The following is a 20803-nucleotide window of genomic DNA, read 5'->3' on the forward strand; positions in this document are numbered from 1 at the left end:
AAATCAATTTTAGATTAAATGAGAGACCGATGTAAGTTTTGCAAAGAATAAACCTCGAGCGATTCTCTATTGCCGTTTTGGGAAGCCATTAATCCATCCATCACCGCCCTAGCCGCACTAATCGTCGTGTAGTAAGTGACGTTGTTAGCTTGAGCGCTGGTACGAATCGAACGTGAATCAGCTATGGCAGTCCGGGTCTCATCGACAGTAGTAAATACCAATGAAATTTCACCATTTTTGATTAAATCGACTATGTGAGGGCGACCATCCTTAACCTTATTTACAACGCGCACAGGCAATCCCGCTGCCTCAATCGCAGCAGCAGTTCCTTTGGTAGCCACCATTGGGAAGCCCAATTGATGAAGTAACTTAGCAACCTCAACTGCTTTAGGCTTGTCACTATCCTTAACGGTAAGAACAACAGTACCGCTCTTAGGTAACTTAATGCCAGCACCTAGCTGAGATTTGAATAAGGCTTCACCAAAGGTATTACCTACGCCCATGACCTCGCCTGTGGAGCGCATCTCAGGCCCCAAAATTGGATCAATTCCAGGGAACTTATTGAATGGAAATACTGCCTCTTTCACAGAGAAATATGGTGGCTTAACTTCTGCCTTAATACCCTGTTGATCGAGAGTTTGACCCACCATGCAACGCGCTGCAATCTTAGCTAATTGCAATCCTGTAGCTTTAGAGACGAAAGGTACTGTACGAGAGGCTCGTGGGTTTACTTCCAAGACATAAATAACATATTTGCCATCCACGTTCTGAATTGCAAATTGCACATTCATTAAACCAATCACATTCAAGCCTTTTGCCATGGCTGCAGTTTGGCGCTTAATCTCTTTAACTGTTTCATCGGAGAGGGAGTAAGGCGGCAATGAACATGCTGAGTCACCTGAATGAACACCAGCCTGTTCAATATGCTCCATTACACCGCCGATAAATACGCGTGAGCCATCGCTAATACAGTCAACATCACACTCAATCGCGTCATTCAAGAAGCGATCCAGTAAAACGGGTGAATCATGTGATACCTTAACTGCCTCACGCATGTAACGCTCAAGATCACGGCCGTCATGAACTATTTCCATGGCGCGTCCACCCAATACATAAGATGGGCGAACAACCAATGGATAACCAATCTCTTCTGCAAGCTTCAATGCTTCATCTTCTGCTCTAGCTGTGCGATTGGGCGGCTGACGCAGACCCAAATCTTGCAATAGCTTTTGAAAGCGCTCACGGTCTTCAGCCGCATCAATCATGTCAGGTGAGGTGCCAATGATGGGGACGCCGTTACGCTCCAAATCCAAGGCCAATTTCAAAGGAGTTTGACCGCCGTATTGAACAATCACGCCCTTTGGTTTTTCCTTAGCAACGATTTCTAAAACATCTTCCAGAGTTAAGGGCTCAAAATATAAGCGATCGGAAGTGTCATAGTCTGTGGATACCGTCTCTGGATTGCAGTTGACCATAATGGTTTCATAACCATCATCACGCATAGCTAAGGCAGCGTGTACGCAGCAATAGTCAAATTCAATACCTTGACCAATACGGTTTGGACCCCCACCCAGCACCATGATCTTATCTCTATTGGTGGGCTGTGATTCGCACTCGCCATGTTCAGCTTCATAGGTTGAATATAGGTATGCGGTATTAGTCGAGAACTCGGCAGCGCAGGTATCAACCCGCTTGTAGACAGGGACGACCTTTAGGCGATGACGCGCAGCGCGAACGGAAGAGGCATCTACGCCTAGCAATTTTGCGAGACGACGATCTGAAAAACCTTTTTGTTTTACAGCGCGCAATTCTGCAGCAGATAGACTATCGATCTTGCGGAGTTTTAATTCAGTCTCCGTCGCAATGAGGTCTTCGATTTGCTCTAAAAACCATGGGTCGACTTTTGTTTCGCTGTAAATTTCATCTAAGCCCATGCCCATGCGGAATGCATCAGCCAAGTACCAAATGCGATCAGGACCAGGCTCACCAATTTCTTGAATGATGTCATCGAGATCCGTTGAAACTTCATCTAGACCATCAACGCCAACCTCTAGACCGCGTAGTGCTTTTTGGAAGGATTCCTGGAAAGTGCGGCCAATGGCCATTACTTCACCAACAGATTTCATTTGGGTGGTTAGGCGTGAATCTGCTTGAGGGAACTTCTCAAAGGCAAAACGCGGGATCTTCGTTACAACATAATCAATTGAGGGCTCAAAGGATGCCGGCGTAGCGCCACCAGTGATGTCATTTTTCAATTCATCTAAGGTATAGCCAACCGCTAATTTAGCCGCTATCTTGGCGATAGGAAAACCGGTTGCTTTAGATGCCAAAGCAGATGAACGTGAAACACGAGGATTCATCTCGATCACGATCATGCGACCATCTACTGGGTTGATAGAGAACTGAACATTTGAACCGCCCGTGTCCACTCCAATTTCACGCAGTACTGCTATTGACGCATTTCGCATCAATTGATACTCTTTATCCGTCAGAGTTTGTGCTGGAGCTACGGTAATCGAGTCACCGGTATGCACGCCCATCGGATCTAAATTTTCAATCGAGCAAACAATAATGCAGTTATCGTTACGATCCCGCACCACTTCCATCTCAAATTCTTTCCAACCCAACAATGACTCTTCAATGAGAAGTTCGCGTGTTGGGGATAAATCAAGACCCCGCTTGCAGATTTCTTCAAACTCTTCGCGGTTATAGGCAATACCACCACCAGATCCACCCATCGTAAAAGAAGGACGAATCACAACTGGGAAACCCAGGCTGCCAGTTTCTTGTTGAATACGCTGTTGCACTTCATGGGCTTCATCCATGGAATGTGCAATGCCTGACTTAGCAGAGCCTAAGCCGATTTTCGTCATAGCATCTTTAAATTTCTGACGATCTTCCGCTTTGTCAATCGCCTCTGGTGAGGCACCGATCAGCTCGCATCCATATTTTTCTAAAACACCATGGCGATGAAGATCCAAAGCGCAATTAAGTGCAGTTTGACCACCCATCGTCGGCAAAATCGCATCAGGGTTCTCAGTAGCAATAATCCGCTCTACTACTTCCCAGGTTATTGGCTCGATATAGGTAACATCAGCCATCTCTGGGTCAGTCATGATGGTTGCAGGATTGCTGTTTACCAAAATAACTTTATAGCCCTCATCACGCAAAGCTTTACATGCTTGAGCGCCAGAGTAATCAAACTCGCATGCCTGACCAATCACAATAGGGCCGGCACCAATAATTAGGATACTTTTAATGTCGCTACGCTTAGGCATTATTTGCCCTCCTTCTTGGCAGCATTCATTAGCTCCACAAATCGATCAAATAAATAGGCAATATCATGAGGTCCAGGTGAGGCCTCAGGGTGCCCTTGAAAACAGAGTGCTGGTTTATCTTTCCAGGCCAGCCCTTGCAAGGAGCCATCAAACAAGGAAACGTGCGTTACGCGAATATTGTCTGGCAAAGTATTAGCATCCACTGCGAAGCCATGATTCTGAGAGGTTATTGCAACCTTTCCAGAATCCAAATCTTTTACGGGATGATTTGCGCCGTGATGACCAAACTTCATCTTTAAGGTTTTTGCACCGGCTGCCAGTCCCATGATCTGGTGCCCTAAGCAAATGCCAAAGGTAGGTATACCTTTTTCAATAATTTCTTTTGCAGCGTCAATGGCATAGGTACACGGCTCAGGATCGCCGGGGCCATTTGAGAAAAATACGCCATCAGGATTCATGGCCAACACTTCAGCAGCCGTAGTTTGCGCAGGTACAACCGTTAACTCACAACCACGCTCAGTAAGCATGCGCAAAATATTTCGCTTAACACCAAAATCATAGGCAACTACTTTTTTAGTCGGCTTAGTTTTATCTAACGTTCTATAGGCAGGTTTGCCATCAGGACCATGAAGATCCCACTCTGCTTCACGCCACTCGTAGGAATTTTTAGTACTAACCACTTTTGCAAGGTCTAAGCCGGCCATACCTGGGAATGCTTTGGCTAAATCAAGCGCCTTCTTGCCTAATACTTCGTAATCATCACCAAGTTTTCCAGCAACAATAGCGCCAGATTGGGCACCTTTATCACGCAGGATGCGAGTTAATTTCCGAGTATCAATCCCTGAAATACCAAGAACACCAGCCTGAGTGAGGTAGTGATCTAAACTGCTTTCAGAGCGGAAATTGGAAACACGCTTAGGGAGGTCTTTAATAACAAGGCCAGCGGCATGCACCTGATCTGACTCTGCATCTTGCGCATTTACTCCTACATTACCAATATGCGGGTAGGTCAAGGTCACAATTTGACGGGAGTAACTAGGATCAGTAATGATCTCTTGATAGCCAGTTAAAGCGGTATTGAAAACAACTTCACCGGTAGTTTCGCCAGGGGCGCCAATACTAAATCCGGGAAATATCGTACCGTCGGCTAGTGCCAACACGGCGGGGGGAAAAGAAGGAAGCAAGGGTGACAAACCATCTCCAGTCCCTGCTCCATCCGACGCTCAAAACCCCCAAAAATACCAACCCGGGGCTTGTTTATGCGGGAGGTGAGTGTCTTTAAGCGCTAGGGTATTTATTAAGTTTCGAACCTTGCAATGATACCAGTTTTGCTCGTAAACCCTTGAATCCCTGCTTAACTGGCCCTCCAAGCTAGCCATCCACTCCAAACACTGAATAGGATGAGGCGGTTACCCCAAAAACTAGGTCTTAGCGCCAGCCTCAATAATGGTCTTAATCTGAGCTAAAACCGTCTGATCTTCCATGGTGCTGATATCGCCAGGATCCCGACCTTCCGCAACCGCTTGCAATGCCCTACGGACAATCTTGCCAGAGCGTGTTTTAGGAAGCGCAGAGACAACATAAACGCGCCCTGGACGAGCAATCGCACCCAGAGTGTTATCAACAGTTTTCATGCACTCAGCTTCAAGTGTTGCTGTATTTAAAGAATCTTTAGGAATCACAAATGCAATTGCAGCCTGACCTTTGAGCTTATCTTCAATGCCGACTACAGCCACTTCGGAGATGTTGGGATGGCTAGAGATACTCTCTTCAATCTCCCGAGTTCCAAGGCGATGTCCAGCAACGTTAATCACGTCATCAGTACGTCCTAGAATAAAGAAATAACCATCTTTATCTTTAATTCCCCAGTCAAAAGTTGAGTAAATAATCTTGCCGGGAATCGTTTCCCAATAAGTGCTGACAAAGCGCTTGTCATCACCCCAAACAGTTTGCATGCAACCTGGAGGCAATGGACCTTCAATGGCAATAACGCCTTTTTGATCGGGGCCCAATTCCTCGGAGCTAGCATCATCTAACAGCTTCATGTTGTAACCAAAGGAAGGAACGCCTGGTGATCCGAATTTGTGTGGCATGACTTCCACGCCACGTTGAATCGCCAGCATTGGCCAACCGGTTTCGGTTTGCCAGTAGTTATCGACAATCGGTTTCTTGATAGCATCATGAATCCATGTTGCCGTTGGCTCATCCAATGGTTCGCCTGCTAAAAACAAAGCTCGTAACGATGACAAATCATATTTTGTTAGGAAAGCAGGATCCTGTTTTTTCAGAACGCGAACTGCCGTTGGCGCAGAGAACATCACTGAAACTTTGTATTTCTCAACAAGCTCCCACCAAATACCTGCGTCTGGCCTCAGCGGAGTACCTTCATACATGATTGTTGCCATACCACTAAGCAGTGGCGCATAAATAATGTAGCTATGCCCTACTACCCAACCAATATCGGACGTACAAAACATCGTTTCACCAGCATTACCAGTAAAAATATGTTTCATGGATGAGGCTAGAGCAACGGCATATCCACCCGTATCACGCTGAACACCCTTTGGTTTTCCAGTCGTACCTGAGGTATATAAAATATAGGATGGATGGGTTGCTTCAACCCATTCAATTGGCACAATGTCATTCAAATGCTTTTGACGCTCAGCTGCATAATCAAGATCACGTCCAGCAATCATGGTGTATTCCGTTAAGCCGCGATTCACAATCAAGACTTTTTCTGGCTTATAGCCTGCCAAAGTAATGGCTTCATCCAATAGAGGCTTGTAAGGAACAGCCTTTCCGCCACGTGCTCCAGCTTCAGCGCAAACTACCATCTTGGGTTTTGCATCATCAATCCGGGATGCTAGGCTGTGGGAAGCAAATCCGCCAAATACAACTGAATGAATAGCGCCTATCCGAGCACAGGCCAACATTGCAAAGCAGGCTTCAGCAATCATTGGCATGTAAATCAGCACACGATCACCCTTACCGATGCCGTTGGCCTTATAAATTGCAGCCATACGATTAACTTCCTCATATAGCTCTTTATAGGTATATGCCTTTTCTTGGTTTGTTTCTGTTGAAACGGCCACCAATGCAATTTGATCTGGACTCTCTTTAGCGTGACGATCAACTGCGTTGTAGCAAAGATTTGTTAAACCACCCTCGAACCATCTAGCAAATGGCGGGTTTGCGTAATTCAGAACTTTTTCGAAAGGTTTTTCCCAGTGAATTAACTTTGCCTGTTCACCCCAGAAACCATCCGGGTCTTTAATCGAGCGTTCGTGATGAGCTTTGTAGGACATGTTCAACCTAAATAAAAAGTGACTGAAATTACTGTTTTTTGCTAGCTCCCTTGCCGCTGGAGTTAGTCGAACTACCATTTTTCGCAGATTTTGCAAGCCCTGTCGATGCGGATTTATGCTGAGATGCAGCATTATTTTGAGAAGAAATACCCTTAGAGCCAGCTTTCTCAATGGTTTTTACTTGCTTCACAGGGGTACACTTCACCGGTTTCGCTCCTTTTACGACCTTTGTAGGCTTGGCACATTTATTAGGAGGCGGTGGTGGCGGGGGCTTTTCAAGACTCAGACTGGCATTTTCAGCCATAGCGGTCGACACATCCCCTACCCGGCCGCTAGTCTTGGGAACAATCAAGGTTGATCCGGCTTTAATACGCATGCCTCTGGGTATGCCATTCATATTGCGTAGCACCTCTGGATCAACCCCTAAGGTTTTTGCTGCCTGATCAAGGCCCTCCGTTTTGGCTACCTTAACTGCTGTCCACGATGCAAGGGGTTTTGTGTAATTCTTAAGGTTGTCCTGAAAAATCTCGGCATGAGCAAAAGGAAGCAGTATCTGCTGATTGGCATTACTCAAAATCACAGGTTTATTAAATGAGGGGTTGAGATTCTGGAACTCTTCAGCTGGAATCTCCGCCAATTTAATGACAAGCGCCACATCAATGTCATTACCCACATCTACAGCGACAAAGTACGGGTGATTCTCTAGCTCAGGCAAAACAATTCCGTAGGCGTTAGGATCGAGAACGATTTGTCGATAGGCCATTAACTTTGGGACGTAGTTTCGAGTTTCCTGAGGCATTGTTAGACTATCGTAGTCGGTCGGTAATCCGGCTGCAATGTTGCGTTTTTGAGCTTTGGATATATTTCCGGCACCCCAGTTGTAGGCAGCTAAGGCGAGCTCCCAGCTACCGAATTGATTATGTAAACGCTGTAGATAATCTAATGCTGCATCGGTCGACTGCAATACATCTCTGCGTTCATCCCTAAAAACATTTTGCGTTAACCGAAAGTCTTTTCCAGTTGCAGGCATAAATTGCCAAAGACCTACCGCCTTTGCGCTAGATTTTGCGTTGGTAACAAAGGCGCTCTCAACAAAAGGTAGGAGCGCAATTTCGGTAGGCATATTGCGCGCATTGACTTCCTGAACAATATAAAAAAGATATCTTGATGATCGCGCCATTGAGCGATGAACATAGTCAGGTCTAGCACTCAGCCATCGCACCTGCTCAATCTCCAGCGGGGTATTCATGGGTTCCATCTGAAACCCATCTCGTATACGTAGCCACAGGTTATCTGATGGGGCATATACCTTACTGACGGATTGATTCTGCAGGTTTACACGTGCAGCTTTTGATGCCTTGGTATTGGTCTTGGTAGGAGTATCAGAAGACCAATCACCAGTACTTGCGCAGCCCGATAGAAAAACAGCCAGCGTCAATACTGACATTAACAAACGCATTAGAAACGATCTTTCCAGGCGCGAATGACCGCTAGAACATGGGCTGTTGTGGGTAAATCTGTTTCACCAGAAATATCTTTAGCTGCTGCAATAACATCAGCTTGATCACAGCGCATGAATGGATTGACTTGCAACTCCTGACCAATCGTAGTCGGCAGGGTTGGTAAATTTTGAGCTCGTAATGCTTGAGCCTTTTCAAACCAAGAAATAAGATTCGGATTATTTGGCTCTACCGCTAACGCAAAGCGAATATTGGATAAGGTGTATTCATGAGTGCAGTACACCAGAGTGTTCTTCGGTAATGCGGCAAATTTTGCTAAGGAATGACTCATTTGCGTTGGGCTCCCCTCAAATAGCCGACCGCATCCGGATGCAAATAATGTATCGCCACAAAAAAGCATTGGCTCTACAACATTGGCCTGCATATTGGCAAAATACGCAATGTGGCTTAAGGTGTGCCCTGGAACTTCAAAGACTTTAAAGCTGATGCGTGGCTCTGCTATCTCAATCTTGTCCCCTTCCATGGCAACTTGTGTGCGCCCTGGAATTTCGTTATGCGCAGGACCATAGACTGGAATAGTGGCGCCTAAACTGCGCAGTAGATCCAAGATTCCACCAGTGTGATCAGCGTGATGGTGTGTAATTAAAATGCCGGAGAGAGATAATTTTTCTTGCTCAAGGTAACGCAAAACAGGAGCAGCATCACCCGGATCGACAATAAGCGCTGATTGACCATCATGGATGCACCAGATGTAATTGTCATCAAATGCCGGTATCGGCCAAACTTGCAATAAAGTATTCTTCTCCATAGAGCGATGATACCAACCCCACCCATTCCGATTCAGCCCCCCGCACCCCCATGGAGCTCATGGGAGCGCTGGTTGCAATCGCCCCCAGGTCAATATGTACTGAATTGGGAGCAAACGTGTTTTGATCGCATAGTCGATAACGTGTTTGGGTTCCATGCATTACAAGTGGGACTTCCGCAAATCAATGCATTACGAGAAAACCGCATGCCTTTGCATGTGTTATTACTGCACGCCAATGACAATATTGAGTTACGGGCCAACCCTTCCTGGCACTTCATCAATGGAGAGAGCGCAGAACTCCCATTTGCTAGTGAAAGTATCGATTTAATTGTTATACCCCATGTATTAGAGTTCGCCGCTGACCCTCACCAAATACTGCGCGAGGTGGATCGAGTGCTTCGGCCCGAAGGACGACTCGTTATTTCAGGATTCAACCCAGCCAGCCTTTGGGGTGCACGTCAATACATCAGCAGGTTAATAGGTACGCCCTATCTCCCCAGGGACGGACAATTTATTGGGCTCATGCGCATCAAGGATTGGTTGCAATTACTCAATTTTTCACTCGATCGTGGCCACTTTGGATGTTACAAATTACCTCTTCAAGGTCAAGGAATTGCCAGAATGGATTTTTTGGAACCCATGGGTAATCGCTGGTGGCCCATTTTTGGTGCAGTATTTATCGTTTCAGCGATCAAGCGCCACCAAGGGATTCGCTTAATTGGCCAGGTGCAAACTAGCCTAATTCCTTCAATTGCACCCTTAAGTCCTGCTGCAGAGCAAGGCAATCTTAATAAAGACCCATTACAGTAAGGCCATGCCCCATTCCGCCCACCATATCGTGATATACACCGATGGCGCCTGTAAAGGCAATCCCGGACCAGGCGGCTGGGGAGCCGTTTTACGCTCTGGAAAGCATGAAAAACACCTTCATGGCGGGGAAAAGCACACTACCAACAACCGTATGGAAATCAGCGCCGTGATCTTCGCACTTCGGGCCCTCAAACAGCGTAGCTCCGTAGAGCTTTGGACTGACTCCCAATATGTCCAAAAAGGGGTGACTGAATGGCTTGAGGGTTGGAAAAAACGAGGCTGGAAGACTGCCAGTAAAGATCCCGTGAAGAATGCTGATTTATGGCAAGAATTAGACGCCCTGCTCCCCGATCACGATATCTCTTGGCACTGGGTTCGTGGGCATAACGGACATCCTGGGAATGAGCTGGCCGATCAATTGGCTAATAAAGGGGTGGAGGAGTTTTTACTATAAGGCAAATAGCCCCAGCAGCCTTCGCTCCTGGGCCGCTTATGAGAGAATGCACTTGCGCTATAACGATCAAAAACCCCATTAGAATCCTAAAAAACCAAGAAAAACGAGACCGTGTCAAAAATTGAATCTACGCTGAATAAATTACCAGCCAAAGTTTTCCAGCTATTCGCTATTGCTAAGTCAAGCCTGTGCGCGTTATGGCAAAAATTATTGCCTCGCTTACCGCGCATTACCTTTTCATCTGCGAAGTCTTTTGTTCTGAAATTTAAATGGCGCATCTTGATAGCGCTGATTGTGTTGTACGCAGGGTCTAAGACCTACGATTACTTTTTTCCAGCATCCGATAAGGCGGGTAGCCCAACTACGGTTACTACTATCGTGGTGGATAAAAAGGATATTCCTCTCATTATTGAAGCTACCGGAACCATTGTTTCAAATGCCATTGTCGATATTAGGCCAATGATTACCAATACGGTGGTCAAAATCAATGTCAAGGATGGTCAAGAGGTTAAAGCTGGGGATTTACTTTTTACACTAGATGATCGCAATGACAAGGCAAACTACGAAAAGCTGAAAGCCCTAGCAGACGATGCGCAAAGCCAATACATCCGCGCAAAAGAGCTGGTTGCTAAAAATTTCATTTCTAAGGCAGGTTTAGAAACTTCGGCCGCAAATGCCAAGTCCACACTGGCAGCGGCACGAGCAGCAGAAACCCAGCTATCCTTTGATTTCATCCGCTCCCCGATTGATGGGCGCGCGGGAATTGTGAATGTATTCCCAGGCTCGCTCGTACAAGCCAGTAACGTTGTTACTACAGCCACAAGCTCGACTGCAACATCCAGTGTTGGAGCGATGGTTACCATTACACAGCTCAACCCCATTAATGTTCAGTTTGTTATTCCTGAAAAGGACATTCCCGTTTTGCTTGAGAATCAGCTTGATGGCGAGCCTATGTCCGTCCAAGTAACTGTTGGTGATTCTGGCAAAAAGACCTACGAAGGTAAGGTTCTGGTGATTGATAACCAGGTTGATCCATCTATTGCAGCTGTCAGGGTGAAAGCCCAGATTCCGAATGTCGCAATGACATTACTGCCAGGCCAGTTTGCGCGTGTTTCCTTGGTCGCAAATACCTTGAAAGATGCGCTTTCTGTTCCCTCTCAAGCAATCATCATGAATCCAAGAGGAAGCATTGTATATACGATAGATAAAGATGGAAAAGCTGTTTCCAAGCCGGTAAAAGTGATTTATGAATACCAAGGTTCTTCCGTGATTACTGGTATTGAAGCTGGCGACAAGGTAGTTGTTGAAGGGAAACAAAACCTGCGACCTGGAAGCAAGGTGCGCGAAGCTAAGCCTGAGACTACCCCCAATAACAATCCTGCGACAGAGAAAAAATGACGCTTTCCGAATTATGTATTCGGCGCCCCGTAATGACGGTGTTGCTTTCTATAGCAACCGTCGTTGCCGGAATAGTTGCCTACTTTAATATTCCTGTTGCAGCTTTACCAAGCTTTAACACCCCTATTATTTCTGTCAGCGCCTCCTTACCCGGCGCCTCACCAGAAAATATGGCCTCAGCTGTTGCATTGCCGCTAGAAAAAGAATTTTCAACGATTGATGGCATTACGGTTATTAGCTCTGTTAACTCATTGGGTAGCACCAGTATTACACTTGAATTTAATAACAATCGTGATATTGATAAGGCTGCAGTAGATGTTCAAGCTGCATTGCTTAGGGCTCAAAAACGTCTGCCAATTGAAATGACAGTTCCACCGTCATATCGCAAGGTCAATCCAGCAGACACACCAGTCTTAGTCGTTCGTATGAATTCTCCATCGATTAGTTTGTCCGAATTAAATGCATACGCAGAAAACTTACTTTCTCCAAACTTATCCACTATTAGCGGTGTAGCTCAAGTATTGGTTTACGGCGCCAAACGTTATGCTGTTCGTATACGAGTTCATCCAGATGAATTAGGTAACCGCAACCTCACGATGGATGACGTTGCAACTGCAGTCAACAAAGCGAACTCCAATAGTCCTGTTGGTGTTTTAGATGGTCCACGTCAGTCAATTACCATTTACGCCAATGAACAGCTTGTTAGGCCTGAAGACTTTGGCAATCTCATCATTAGTCAAAAAAATGGCTTGCCCATTTATCTTAAAGATGTTGCTGAAGTTGTTGAGAGTTACGAAGATGTCAAAACGCTCGCAAGCGCGAATGGCGAAAGATCCATTGCAATTGCAGTATTGCGTCAGCCTAATGCAAATACCGTAGAAGTTGTCAAATCAGTTAAGAAGTTGTTACCTCAACTACAAAAACAAATGCCTGATTCGATCAAACTTCAACTCCTGAACGATCGCTCTTTATCTATTATTGAGGCGATTCATGATGTCAATCTCACTCTTGCTCTTACTGTTCTGCTAGTTGTATTGGTTATCTTCTTATTTCTAAAACATGCATCTGCAACGATAATTCCATCCATTAGTCTGCCTATTTCACTGATTGGAGCATTCTTCCTCCTTTATTTCTTGGGGTACAGCCTAGATAACATTTCGCTTCTTGGAATTACACTTGCCGTTGGCTTAGTGGTCGATGACGCCATTGTGGTGCTTGAAAATATCATGCGCTATATCGAAGAAGGTATGGAACCTCTTAAAGCCTCACTCAAAGGCAGCAAAGAGGTTGGGTTCACCATTATCTCAATCTCCATCTCATTAATTGCGGTATTTATCCCCCTCTTCTTTATGGCTGGCCCAATTGGCTTGTTATTTAGAGAGTTTGCAGTGGTAGTCTCCCTGTCCATCTTTGTATCAGCTATTGTCTCTTTAACAGTAGTTCCAATGTTATGCAGTCGATTCCTTCCAAAGCCTGGAGTGCATGCCAAGGAATTCACTATCAATAAAAAATTTGATCGATTCTTCGATTGGATGCTCTCAACCTATATTCACTATTTGGACCTAGCTTTACGTCATCGAAAAACGGTCCTTTGGGGAGCAGTTGCTTCGTTTGTAATTACGGTATTTTTATTTATCAATAGTCCGAAGGGGTTTTTCCCTGAAGAGGATATCGGACAAATTCTTGCTACGACTGAGGCATCTGAAGATATTTCATTCGCTTCTATGCTTAAGCTACAAGATCGAGCCGCTGAACTTGTCCAGAATGATCCAAATGTTGAGAGCTCAATTTCCGTAGTGGGTGGTGGTGCTAGTTCAGGCAGAAATAATGGTCGTATTTTTATTATTCTGAAGCCAAAAAGTGATCGAGCTAAGATGGCCAAGATCATGGAAGGTCTACGTCAGAAATTCAAAGAAATACCAGGTCTTGTGGTGTATATGCGCCCAGTACAAAACTTACAGCTTGGTGGACGAAGCAGTAAAAGCCGCTATCAATTTACTTTGCAAAGCGTAGGCTTTGAAGGCGTGAATGAATGGGCTGATAAGCTCATGCAAAAACTACGTACAGACCCAATATTTAGGGATGTTACAAGTGACTCACAACTAAAGGGGCTAAATGTCAAAATTGATATCGATCGAGAGAAGGCGGCTAGCGCAGGCGTTACTATCGCAGATATTCGTTCTGCCCTTTACTCTTCCTATGGTGAAAAGCAGGTATCGACCATCTACACACCCGTCAACACTTACTATGTGATTTTAGAAACCGCTGAGGAAGATCGACAGTATGAAGCTGACTTGAATAAAGTATTTGTTCGAGGTCGTGCTACCGACAAATTAATTCCGCTATCTAGCGTTGCAACCTTTACCAGAACAATTGGTCCGACAGCAGTTAACCATCAAGGCCAGATTCCTGCAGTTACCCTCTCATTTAACTTGGCGCCTGATGTCTTCCTTGGAGATGCTACTAAGAAAATCGAAGAGTACACCAAAGAGATTGGTTTGCCACCTTCCATCATTACCAGCTATGGCGGTGATGCAGCGGTCTTTAAAGACAATCAATCAGGACAGGTGATTTTGATTTTGGCTGCTCTTGGAGTGATCTACATTCTTTTGGGTGTTCTGTATGAGAGTTATATTCATCCACTGACCATCTTGGCTGGATTACCGTCAGCGGCCATTGGTGCAATCTTAGCGTTGAGAATTTTCGGATTTGAGCTTACGGTGATTGCTTCTATCGGTATTTTGCTGCTCATTGGTATTGTGAAGAAAAATGCGATTTTGATGATTGACTTTGCACTGGATGCACAGCGCAATCGTGGCTTGACACCGGAAAAGGCCATACTAGAAGCTTGTGTACTCCGCTTCAGACCTATCATGATGACCACTTTCGCGGCCTTGATGGGCGCCCTGCCAATTGCACTTGGTATTGGTGCTGGCGCTGAGTTGCGTCAACCTCTTGGTATTAGCGTAGTTGGTGGCCTGATATTCTCGCAATTCGTGACCTTGATCATTACGCCTGTGATTTATCTTTATCTAGATAAGTACGCTGGTAATGGACCTATGGAGATTCCCGCTTCCATCCTTGAAGGTACCTAATGCGTCAAGTTATTCTCGATACTGAAACTACCGGCTTAAATCCTGCTACTGGCGATCGGATTATTGAGATTGGCTGCGTTGAAATGATGGGGCGTCGCCTCACAGACAGAACATTTCATTACTACATTAATCCCGAGCGCGATATTGATGCTGGTGCTTTTGCTGTTCACGGCTTATCTAGGGAATTCCTTTCTGATAAACCTGTTTTTGGCAGTATTGTTGAGCAGCTCATTGAATTTGTGGATGGCGCTGAAATTGTTATTCATAATGCCGCGTTTGACTTAGGATTCTTAGATAACGAGTTTGCCCTCTTAAAACGTCCACCGTTTCGCAATTTAGCATGTAAAGTTACCGATACCTTATTGGAGGCTCGTCAGATGTTTCCAGGAAAGCGAAATTCCTTGGATGCACTTTGTGATCGCTTTTCGATAAGTAATCAACATCGAACTTTACATGGCGCGTTATTAGATGCACAGCTTCTCGCTGAAGTTTATGTAGCAATGACTAGGGGTCAAGAAGATTTATCAATTGACTTAATCGACTATACCGTTGGATCGGACTCTTCGGGACAAGTCAAACCATTGCCCACCAGCTTGAAATTTATTGCCGCTAGCGATGAAGACTGTCAGCTCCATGAAAAGGTTCTAGCTGAAATAGCAAAGGCAAGTAAAAAGGACTCCGTATGGAGTCCTTTTCAAAAAACCGAGTGATAACGTTTTAAACAGCCGCTGCAATCGCTTTACCTAAGTCATCAGTCTTGGCATTTCCGCCAAGGTCTGGCGTCAATGGCGCATGTCCTGGACCTGAAGCCAGCACCTTCTCAATTGCAGAGAAAATAGCCTGCCCAGCTTCTGGGTAACCCAAATGATCGAGCATCATTGCACCACTCCAGATTTGACCAATGGGATTGGCAATCATCTTGCCGAAGATATCCGGGGCTGATCCATGAACCGGTTCAAATAGTGATGGAAATTTACCTTCAGGATTAATGCTTCCAGATGGGGCTACTGCGATAGTCCCAGTACAAGCTGGCCCAAGGTCCGACAAGATATCGCCAAAGAGGTTACTAGCAACAACGACATCGAAACGATCTGGATTCATAACAAAGTGTGCCGCCAAAATATCGATATGATATTTGTCGGTGCGGACATCTGTAAATTTCTTGGACATTGCCTCAACACGCTCATCCCAATAAGGCATCGTGATGGCGATACCATTTGACTTAGTAGCAGAAGTTAAGTGCTTTTTAGGGCGGCTTTGGGCTAAGTCAAATGCATATTGCAAAATTCGGTCAACGCCCTGTCTAGTAAAAATAGATTCTTGAATCACAAACTCGCGGTCTGTATCGGGGAACATTTTTCCACCAACGCTAGAGTATTCGCCTTCAGTATTTTCACGGACAACAAAGAAATCAATATCGCCAGGCTTTCGATTCGCCAGAGGACAAGGTACACCAGGCAATAAACGGACTGGGCGTAAATTAACGTACTGATCAAAACCGCGGCGGAACTGAATCAAACTTCCCCATAGGGAAACGTGATCAGGAAGAATGTCGGGCATACCAACAGCGCCAAAGAAAATAGCGTCGTATTTCATCAAGGTATCGAACCAATCGTCAGGCATCATCTTGCCGTGCTTGAGGTAGTAATCGCAGCTTGCAAAATCAAAATGATCAAACTGCATACCAATTCCAAATTTACGATTAGCAGCTTCAAGGGCACGAATACCCTCTGGCATCACTTCTTTGCCAATGCCATCGCCAGCAATCACTGCAATCTTTGGATTCTTAAATATTTTTTTTGCATTCATGAATAAGTCTCTTGTATGGGGGTTTTTTGATAGGAAAATTTTACCGCTATATAGCCCATGGGCTTAGCTAATGGCGCGACGAATTTCATCGGGGGCTTTTTTAACGCTACCGACAGACTCGCTATCGTGTTCACTCGTATTTTCAATCGTTTCAGGAATATCTTCTTGCATACGAATGTTGTCTTTAGGGCAGATAGGCGCTCCATAACTAGCCCATTTCTTGAGCAAAGTAACCTCAAAGCCACATTGTCCGCATTTAGCTTTGCTGCGGCTGGCATTGCTTGGTCTAGGTGGTGGAAAAACAATCGCTTGGTGTGGATATGGACCTAATTCTTGGCTAATCATCATCAGACGAACGGTAAGCTCTTCAGTGGCATGAGCCATCCTTGCTGGACCCTCTAGACCTACGGTTTGAGCAATCCCCTTAAAGTCCTCTCCATGCCCACTGAAGCAGTCATCTACAGCATGGCAAAGCTCATGAACTAAGGTATCTAAAAGCTGAACAGGATCATCAATTTTTGGGGAAATGAAGATCTCATTGACACCACCTACCGAGCGCTCCCTTGGCCAACACTGCCCCAGAGTTGTTCTAGGACTGCTAGAGGCTGGAAAGCCACAAGAAACTCTGACTGGTGGAATGGCATAACCTGCTTTAGAAAAAACAGGTTCTAAGTGTTTCACGGCATCGTCAAGCCATGCTTCTCTTACGGAATGTTGCTTCATTTGATCAAATTTCTAGGGTGGTTCAAAACGTTAAATTGCGATCATACGCCACCCTTAGTAGAATATTCAGATGAAAGATCTAGAAAGCCTCAGCGCGACTCAGGCAGCTAAGGCTCTCGCCAGACGAGAGATAAAAGCCACTGATTTACTTCTCTCCTGCCTTGACCGCATAGGACAACGTGAAAGCCCTGTGAAGCCATGGGCCAGCCTTGGCAAGGAGAATGCCCTCAGCTGCGCCAAAGATCTCGATAAAGGGGCTATTAAGGGCCTTTTGCATGGACTGCCAATTGGGGTAAAGGATCTTTTTGATACCTATGACCTACCTACAAGCTATGGCTCGCCTATTTATGCCAATCATTACCCGGTGGTTGATGCTGTTTCTGTAGCACTGATGCGTCAGGCTGGAGGCATCATCTTAGGGAAAACCGTCAGCACCGAATTTGCGACTTTTAAACCCCCGATTACGGTCAATCCACACCATGGTAGGTTCACGCCCGGGGGTTCTTCTAGCGGCTCGGCAGCTGCTGTCGCCGATTTTATGGTCCCACTCGCTACTGGCAGCCAAACAGCGGGATCCATTATTCGACCAGCCTCATATTGCGGTGTAGTTGGCTTTAAGCCTAGCTTCGGAAAGATCATGACGGCGGGCGTAAAAGCACTTGCCCCCTCTCTCGATACTTTGGGATGCTTCGGGCGCAGTGTCGGTGACGTTGCGCTTGGCGTTGCTGCCATGAGTGATGATCATGATTTAATCAATATTAAAGACCTTCATAACAAACCTCGCATCGGCATTTGTAAAACGGAGGATTGGTCATTGGCCAGCAAGGAAACCGCTGCGGCACTAGCCTTAGCAAGATTTACTGCGGAGTCCATTGCCAAAGGCGCGGTAAATGACATCCATCTTCCTATTGAATGCAAAGATCTTACTCAGACACAAGCGCGCATTATGAGTTCTGAAATGTCACGCGCCCTTCTTTTTGAGCGCATGCATTTTGCAAAAAAGTTGAGCCCTCAACTCATCAAGCAACTAACTGAAGGCGCTCAAATTCACTACGATCAATATCAAAGCGATCTAGTGAAGACGCTTTCGGCAAGATCATCACTAAAGCAATTATTGAATCAAGAAATTGATATCTTGATTGCTCCTAGCGCTTTAGGCGAAGCGCCTTTGGCAAAAGAAGGGACGGGTGATCCAGTATTTTGTCGTGGCTGGACATTATTAGGACTGCCCTGCATCAATCTTAATATTAGCCATGGTCCCAATGGACTTCCCGTTGGCATTCAACTGATAGCTGGATTTGGAAAAGATCACTTCTTATTAAGTGCCGCAAGAGCATTTGCGCTCGCATTGCCTGATCCCGCGTTGCGAGACCAGGCCTAGTGATATCGTTTTAGTCTAGCGTGATGTTGGCAGATTTAATTGCCTTATTCCAATAAGGCAATTCTTTTTTCAGCAAAGCATCCATTGCAGCAGGATTTAGATAGCGCAACTCAACGCCGGCAGCATCGCCCCGCTCCTTGACTTCAGGCAAAGCCAAGCTCTTTTTCACTGAATCAGTTAACTTGGTAATGATGGGAGCAGGAGTACCAGCGGGTGCATATAGAGCTACCCACGACTCAAGCTGAAATGAAGCTAGGCCAGCTTCGGCTGTAGTCGGTACGTTAGGCATTCCAGGATGACGGTTCTTGCCTGTTACCGCCAAACCTTTCAACTTTCCACTTTGAACATGCTGCATTACCGAAGGTGGCGTAGTAATAAACACTTGAACCTGGCCGGCTAGAACATCTTGTACCGCTGGGCCAGAACCTTTATAGGGAACATGGACCATATCGATGCCCGTAGTTTGCTTAAAGATCTCTGTACCAATATGAGATACAGAACCATTGCCCTGGGAAGCATAATTTAACTTACCGGGATTGGCTTTTGCATAAGCAATGAATTCTTTGAGATTATTTACCGGCACCGACGGGTGCACAGCAATCACATTGGTAGATACTGTTAAGAGAGCGACTGGTGAAAAATCTTTGATCGGATCCCACGGAAGTTTATCCATCAAAGCTGGGTTACCAACGTGATATCCAGAATAAGAAATAAGCAAGGTATAGCCATCGGGTTTCGCTTTAGCAACATACTGATAAGCCGTATTTCCGCTTGCGCCTGGCTTGTTATCAACAATCACAGGCTGCCCAATAACTCTGGTTAAGGGTTCACTTAATAGCCGTGCAGAGGTGTCCACTAGACCACCCGGAGGATTTGGCACTACTAATGTGATTGGTCTATCTGGAAAAGTATCGGCACAAGCCATACTAAAAGTAAACGTCAAACTAAGCGCTAGTAATATTTTGCGAGCATAGAAAGCAGTCTTCATGGGTTTCTCCTGAATAAAATTTTTATTAGCGTTGACCGACTTTGACATTGCCAAATATTGCTTGGGCTTCACGCGGTAAACAACGCCAGTAACGCTCATTAGATGGAACGATGCCATCTAATGCAGCAGCTGCCTCCCAAGCCCACCGGGGTTTGTATAAGAATGCTCGTGCCAACGCTATCAGATCGGCATCGCCCTGTTGCAAAATTTCTTCTGCCTGATGTGGATCGGTAATAAGCCCAACTGTCATGGTTGGTAATCCTGATTTATCTTTCACAATCTTGGCAAATGGAACTTGATATTTTGGCCCGATGGCAATTTTTTGTGCTGGTGAAATACCGCCAGAAGAAATATGCACAAAGTCAGCACCCAGTGGTTTTAGGCGAGCGGCAAAATCTGCCGTTTCCTCTGGAGTCCATCCCCCTTCAATCCAATCACTCGCTGAAATACGTATACCAAGAACGCCCTGATAAGCTTCTCTAACCGCCTTAAATAACTCCAATGGGAAACGAATACGGTTTTCATAAGAGCCGCCATATTCATCGGTACGCTGATTGGCAATAGGAGATAAAAATTGATGCAATAAATATCCGTGTGCACCGTGCAACTCAATACCATCAACGCCAATTCGATCAGAGCGCTGGGCAGCCACCACAAATGCATCAATCAATTCCTTTAACTCAGACTTGTTGAGCTCGTGAGGCAATCGCTCTCCCTCAAGTTGTGGAATGGCTGAAGGAGCGGTAGTTTCCCATCCACCCTGGCCTACCGCAAGGAGTTGGCCACCATCCCATGGCGTAGCACTGGAAGCCTTACGTCCAGCGTGGGCTAATTGAATAAAAACAGGGGTGGCAGGTGCCAATTTGCGTGCTCTCGATAACTTGTCCTTTAGGGCTGCCTCGGTACGGTCATCCCATAATCCCAGGCAGGCGGGTGTAATACGGCCCTCTGGCGTTACCCCTGTTGCCTCAATAATGAACAAGGCGGCCCCACTATTGAGCAAATTTCCCCAGTGCATCAGGTGCCAGTCAGTGGCCTCGCCATTCACCGCTGAATACTGGCACATTGGGGCAACTACGATCCGATTGGCCAGTTTTAGGGGGCCACGAGGGCTATTTAGGGTGTAGTTGGTAAAAAGAAGACTCATTCGGGACCTTTAAAAACTTGCAAAAATGGGCAAATAACTAAAATCAACTTATAGCTATAAAATGTTAAGAAATCAGAATAAACGAGACAGCGAAGTCGTGCAGGCCAAAGCGCCAAACGGCTTTATTATATTAATTACACCCTAGAA

The 20803-nt window shown here is 45.7% G+C and carries 15 protein-coding genes; 6 read left to right on the forward strand and 9 right to left on the reverse strand.

All coding sequences use genetic code 11. From position 1 onward, the window contains the following. Window positions 1-14: 14 nt before the first annotated feature. The 5 genes from carB to gloB form a co-directional block, all read right to left on the reverse strand. Window positions 15-3278, reverse strand: coding sequence for a carbamoyl-phosphate synthase large subunit (carB, locus tag ICN47_RS10725; RefSeq protein WP_216219928.1), 3264 nt, complete (start codon window positions 3276-3278; stop codon window positions 15-17). After that, window positions 3278-4462: a glutamine-hydrolyzing carbamoyl-phosphate synthase small subunit gene (gene carA, locus ICN47_RS10730; RefSeq protein ID WP_216219991.1), complete on the reverse strand. Its 1185-nt coding sequence runs from the start codon at window positions 4460-4462 to the stop codon at window positions 3278-3280. Before carA ends, carB begins: the two co-directional genes overlap by 1 nt. Before the next feature lie 237 nt (window positions 4463-4699). Further along, entirely contained in the window at window positions 4700-6583 is a 1884-nt protein-coding gene (locus ICN47_RS10735; protein ID WP_216219929.1) for a propionate--CoA ligase, read from the reverse strand. Between the two features lie 28 nt (window positions 6584-6611). After that, window positions 6612-8042, reverse strand: coding sequence for a transglycosylase SLT domain-containing protein (locus ICN47_RS10740; protein ID WP_216219930.1), 1431 nt, complete (start codon window positions 8040-8042; stop codon window positions 6612-6614). Further along, complete coding sequence (gloB, locus tag ICN47_RS10745) at window positions 8042-8851, reverse strand: hydroxyacylglutathione hydrolase (RefSeq protein WP_216219931.1); 810 nt, start codon at window positions 8849-8851, stop codon at window positions 8042-8044. The genes ICN47_RS10740 and gloB overlap by 1 nt, the downstream gene beginning before the upstream one ends. A 6-nt stretch (window positions 8852-8857) precedes the next feature. Between gloB and ICN47_RS10750 the strand changes: the two genes are divergently transcribed. The 5 genes from ICN47_RS10750 (at window position 8858) to dnaQ (ending at window position 15318) form a co-directional block, all read left to right on the forward strand. Beyond that, window positions 8858-9661, forward strand: coding sequence for a class I SAM-dependent methyltransferase (locus ICN47_RS10750; protein ID WP_216219932.1), 804 nt, complete (start codon window positions 8858-8860; stop codon window positions 9659-9661). Between the two features lie 4 nt (window positions 9662-9665). Beyond that, entirely contained in the window at window positions 9666-10115 is a 450-nt protein-coding gene (gene rnhA / locus ICN47_RS10755) for a ribonuclease HI (RefSeq protein ID WP_216219933.1), read from the forward strand. 111 nt (window positions 10116-10226) lie between these two features. After that, window positions 10227-11513: an efflux RND transporter periplasmic adaptor subunit gene (locus tag ICN47_RS10760; RefSeq protein ID WP_216219934.1), complete on the forward strand. Its 1287-nt coding sequence runs from the start codon at window positions 10227-10229 to the stop codon at window positions 11511-11513. Further along, window positions 11510-14608, forward strand: a complete 3099-nt coding sequence (locus tag ICN47_RS10765) for an efflux RND transporter permease subunit (RefSeq protein ID WP_216219935.1) — start codon at window positions 11510-11512, stop codon at window positions 14606-14608. Before ICN47_RS10760 ends, ICN47_RS10765 begins: the two co-directional genes overlap by 4 nt. Next, entirely contained in the window at window positions 14608-15318 is a 711-nt protein-coding gene (gene dnaQ, locus ICN47_RS10770) for a DNA polymerase III subunit epsilon (protein WP_216219936.1), read from the forward strand. The genes ICN47_RS10765 and dnaQ overlap by 1 nt, the downstream gene beginning before the upstream one ends. Before the next feature lie 7 nt (window positions 15319-15325). Here the strand turns inward: dnaQ and ICN47_RS10775 are convergent, their stop codons facing one another. Continuing rightward, window positions 15326-16417: a tartrate dehydrogenase gene (locus tag ICN47_RS10775; RefSeq protein ID WP_216862663.1), complete on the reverse strand. Its 1092-nt coding sequence runs from the start codon at window positions 16415-16417 to the stop codon at window positions 15326-15328. Between the two features lie 63 nt (window positions 16418-16480). Continuing rightward, window positions 16481-17140 carry a SprT family zinc-dependent metalloprotease gene (locus ICN47_RS10780; protein WP_216219937.1) on the reverse strand — a complete coding sequence of 220 codons (660 nt, stop codon included), beginning with the start codon at window positions 17138-17140 and terminating at the stop codon, window positions 16481-16483. 70 nt (window positions 17141-17210) lie between these two features. Here ICN47_RS10780 and ICN47_RS10785 point away from each other — a divergent pair, with 70 nt between their 5' ends. Then, entirely contained in the window at window positions 17211-18521 is a 1311-nt protein-coding gene (locus ICN47_RS10785) for an amidase (protein WP_216219938.1), read from the forward strand. A gap of 10 nt (window positions 18522-18531) precedes the next feature. Here the strand turns inward: ICN47_RS10785 and ICN47_RS10790 are convergent, their stop codons facing one another. Both ICN47_RS10790 and ICN47_RS10795 read right to left on the reverse strand, forming a co-directional pair. Beyond that, window positions 18532-19446, reverse strand: coding sequence for a tripartite tricarboxylate transporter substrate binding protein (locus ICN47_RS10790; protein ID WP_216219993.1), 915 nt, complete (start codon window positions 19444-19446; stop codon window positions 18532-18534). An 88-nt stretch (window positions 19447-19534) separates the two neighbouring features. Further along, a complete protein-coding gene (locus ICN47_RS10795) occupies window positions 19535-20656 on the reverse strand; it encodes an NADH:flavin oxidoreductase/NADH oxidase (RefSeq protein WP_216219939.1) in 1122 nt (373 codons plus the stop codon). Window positions 20657-20803 lie beyond the last annotated feature (147 nt).

The sequence above is a fragment of the Polynucleobacter sp. AP-Latsch-80-C2 genome, from assembly GCF_018882185.1.
In the GTDB taxonomy this organism is placed as follows: domain Bacteria; phylum Pseudomonadota; class Gammaproteobacteria; order Burkholderiales; family Burkholderiaceae; genus Polynucleobacter.

Excerpts from the sequence above, each read along its gene's own strand:
- rnhA (WP_216219933.1), top strand. The coding sequence starts at position 9,666 with ATGCCCCATTCCGCCCACCATATCGTGATATACACCGATGGCGCCTGT.
- ICN47_RS10775 (WP_216862663.1), bottom strand. The coding sequence starts at position 16,417 with ATGAATGCAAAAAAAATATTTAAGAATCCAAAGATTGCAGTGATTGCT.
- ICN47_RS10765 (WP_216219935.1), top strand. The coding sequence starts at position 11,510 with ATGACGCTTTCCGAATTATGTATTCGGCGCCCCGTAATGACGGTGTTG.
- gloB (WP_216219931.1), bottom strand. The coding sequence starts at position 8,851 with ATGGAGAAGAATACTTTATTGCAAGTTTGGCCGATACCGGCATTTGAT.
- ICN47_RS10735 (WP_216219929.1), bottom strand. The coding sequence starts at position 6,583 with ATGTCCTACAAAGCTCATCACGAACGCTCGATTAAAGACCCGGATGGT.
- ICN47_RS10785 (WP_216219938.1), top strand. The coding sequence starts at position 17,211 with ATGAAAGATCTAGAAAGCCTCAGCGCGACTCAGGCAGCTAAGGCTCTC.
- ICN47_RS10780 (WP_216219937.1), bottom strand. The coding sequence starts at position 17,140 with ATGAAGCAACATTCCGTAAGAGAAGCATGGCTTGACGATGCCGTGAAA.
- ICN47_RS10790 (WP_216219993.1), bottom strand. The coding sequence starts at position 19,446 with ATGGCTTGTGCCGATACTTTTCCAGATAGACCAATCACATTAGTAGTG.
- dnaQ (WP_216219936.1), top strand. The coding sequence starts at position 14,608 with ATGCGTCAAGTTATTCTCGATACTGAAACTACCGGCTTAAATCCTGCT.
- ICN47_RS10795 (WP_216219939.1), bottom strand. The coding sequence starts at position 20,656 with ATGAGTCTTCTTTTTACCAACTACACCCTAAATAGCCCTCGTGGCCCC.
- ICN47_RS10740 (WP_216219930.1), bottom strand. The coding sequence starts at position 8,042 with ATGCGTTTGTTAATGTCAGTATTGACGCTGGCTGTTTTTCTATCGGGC.
- ICN47_RS10750 (WP_216219932.1), top strand. The coding sequence starts at position 8,858 with ATGATACCAACCCCACCCATTCCGATTCAGCCCCCCGCACCCCCATGG.
- carB (WP_216219928.1), bottom strand. The coding sequence starts at position 3,278 with ATGCCTAAGCGTAGCGACATTAAAAGTATCCTAATTATTGGTGCCGGC.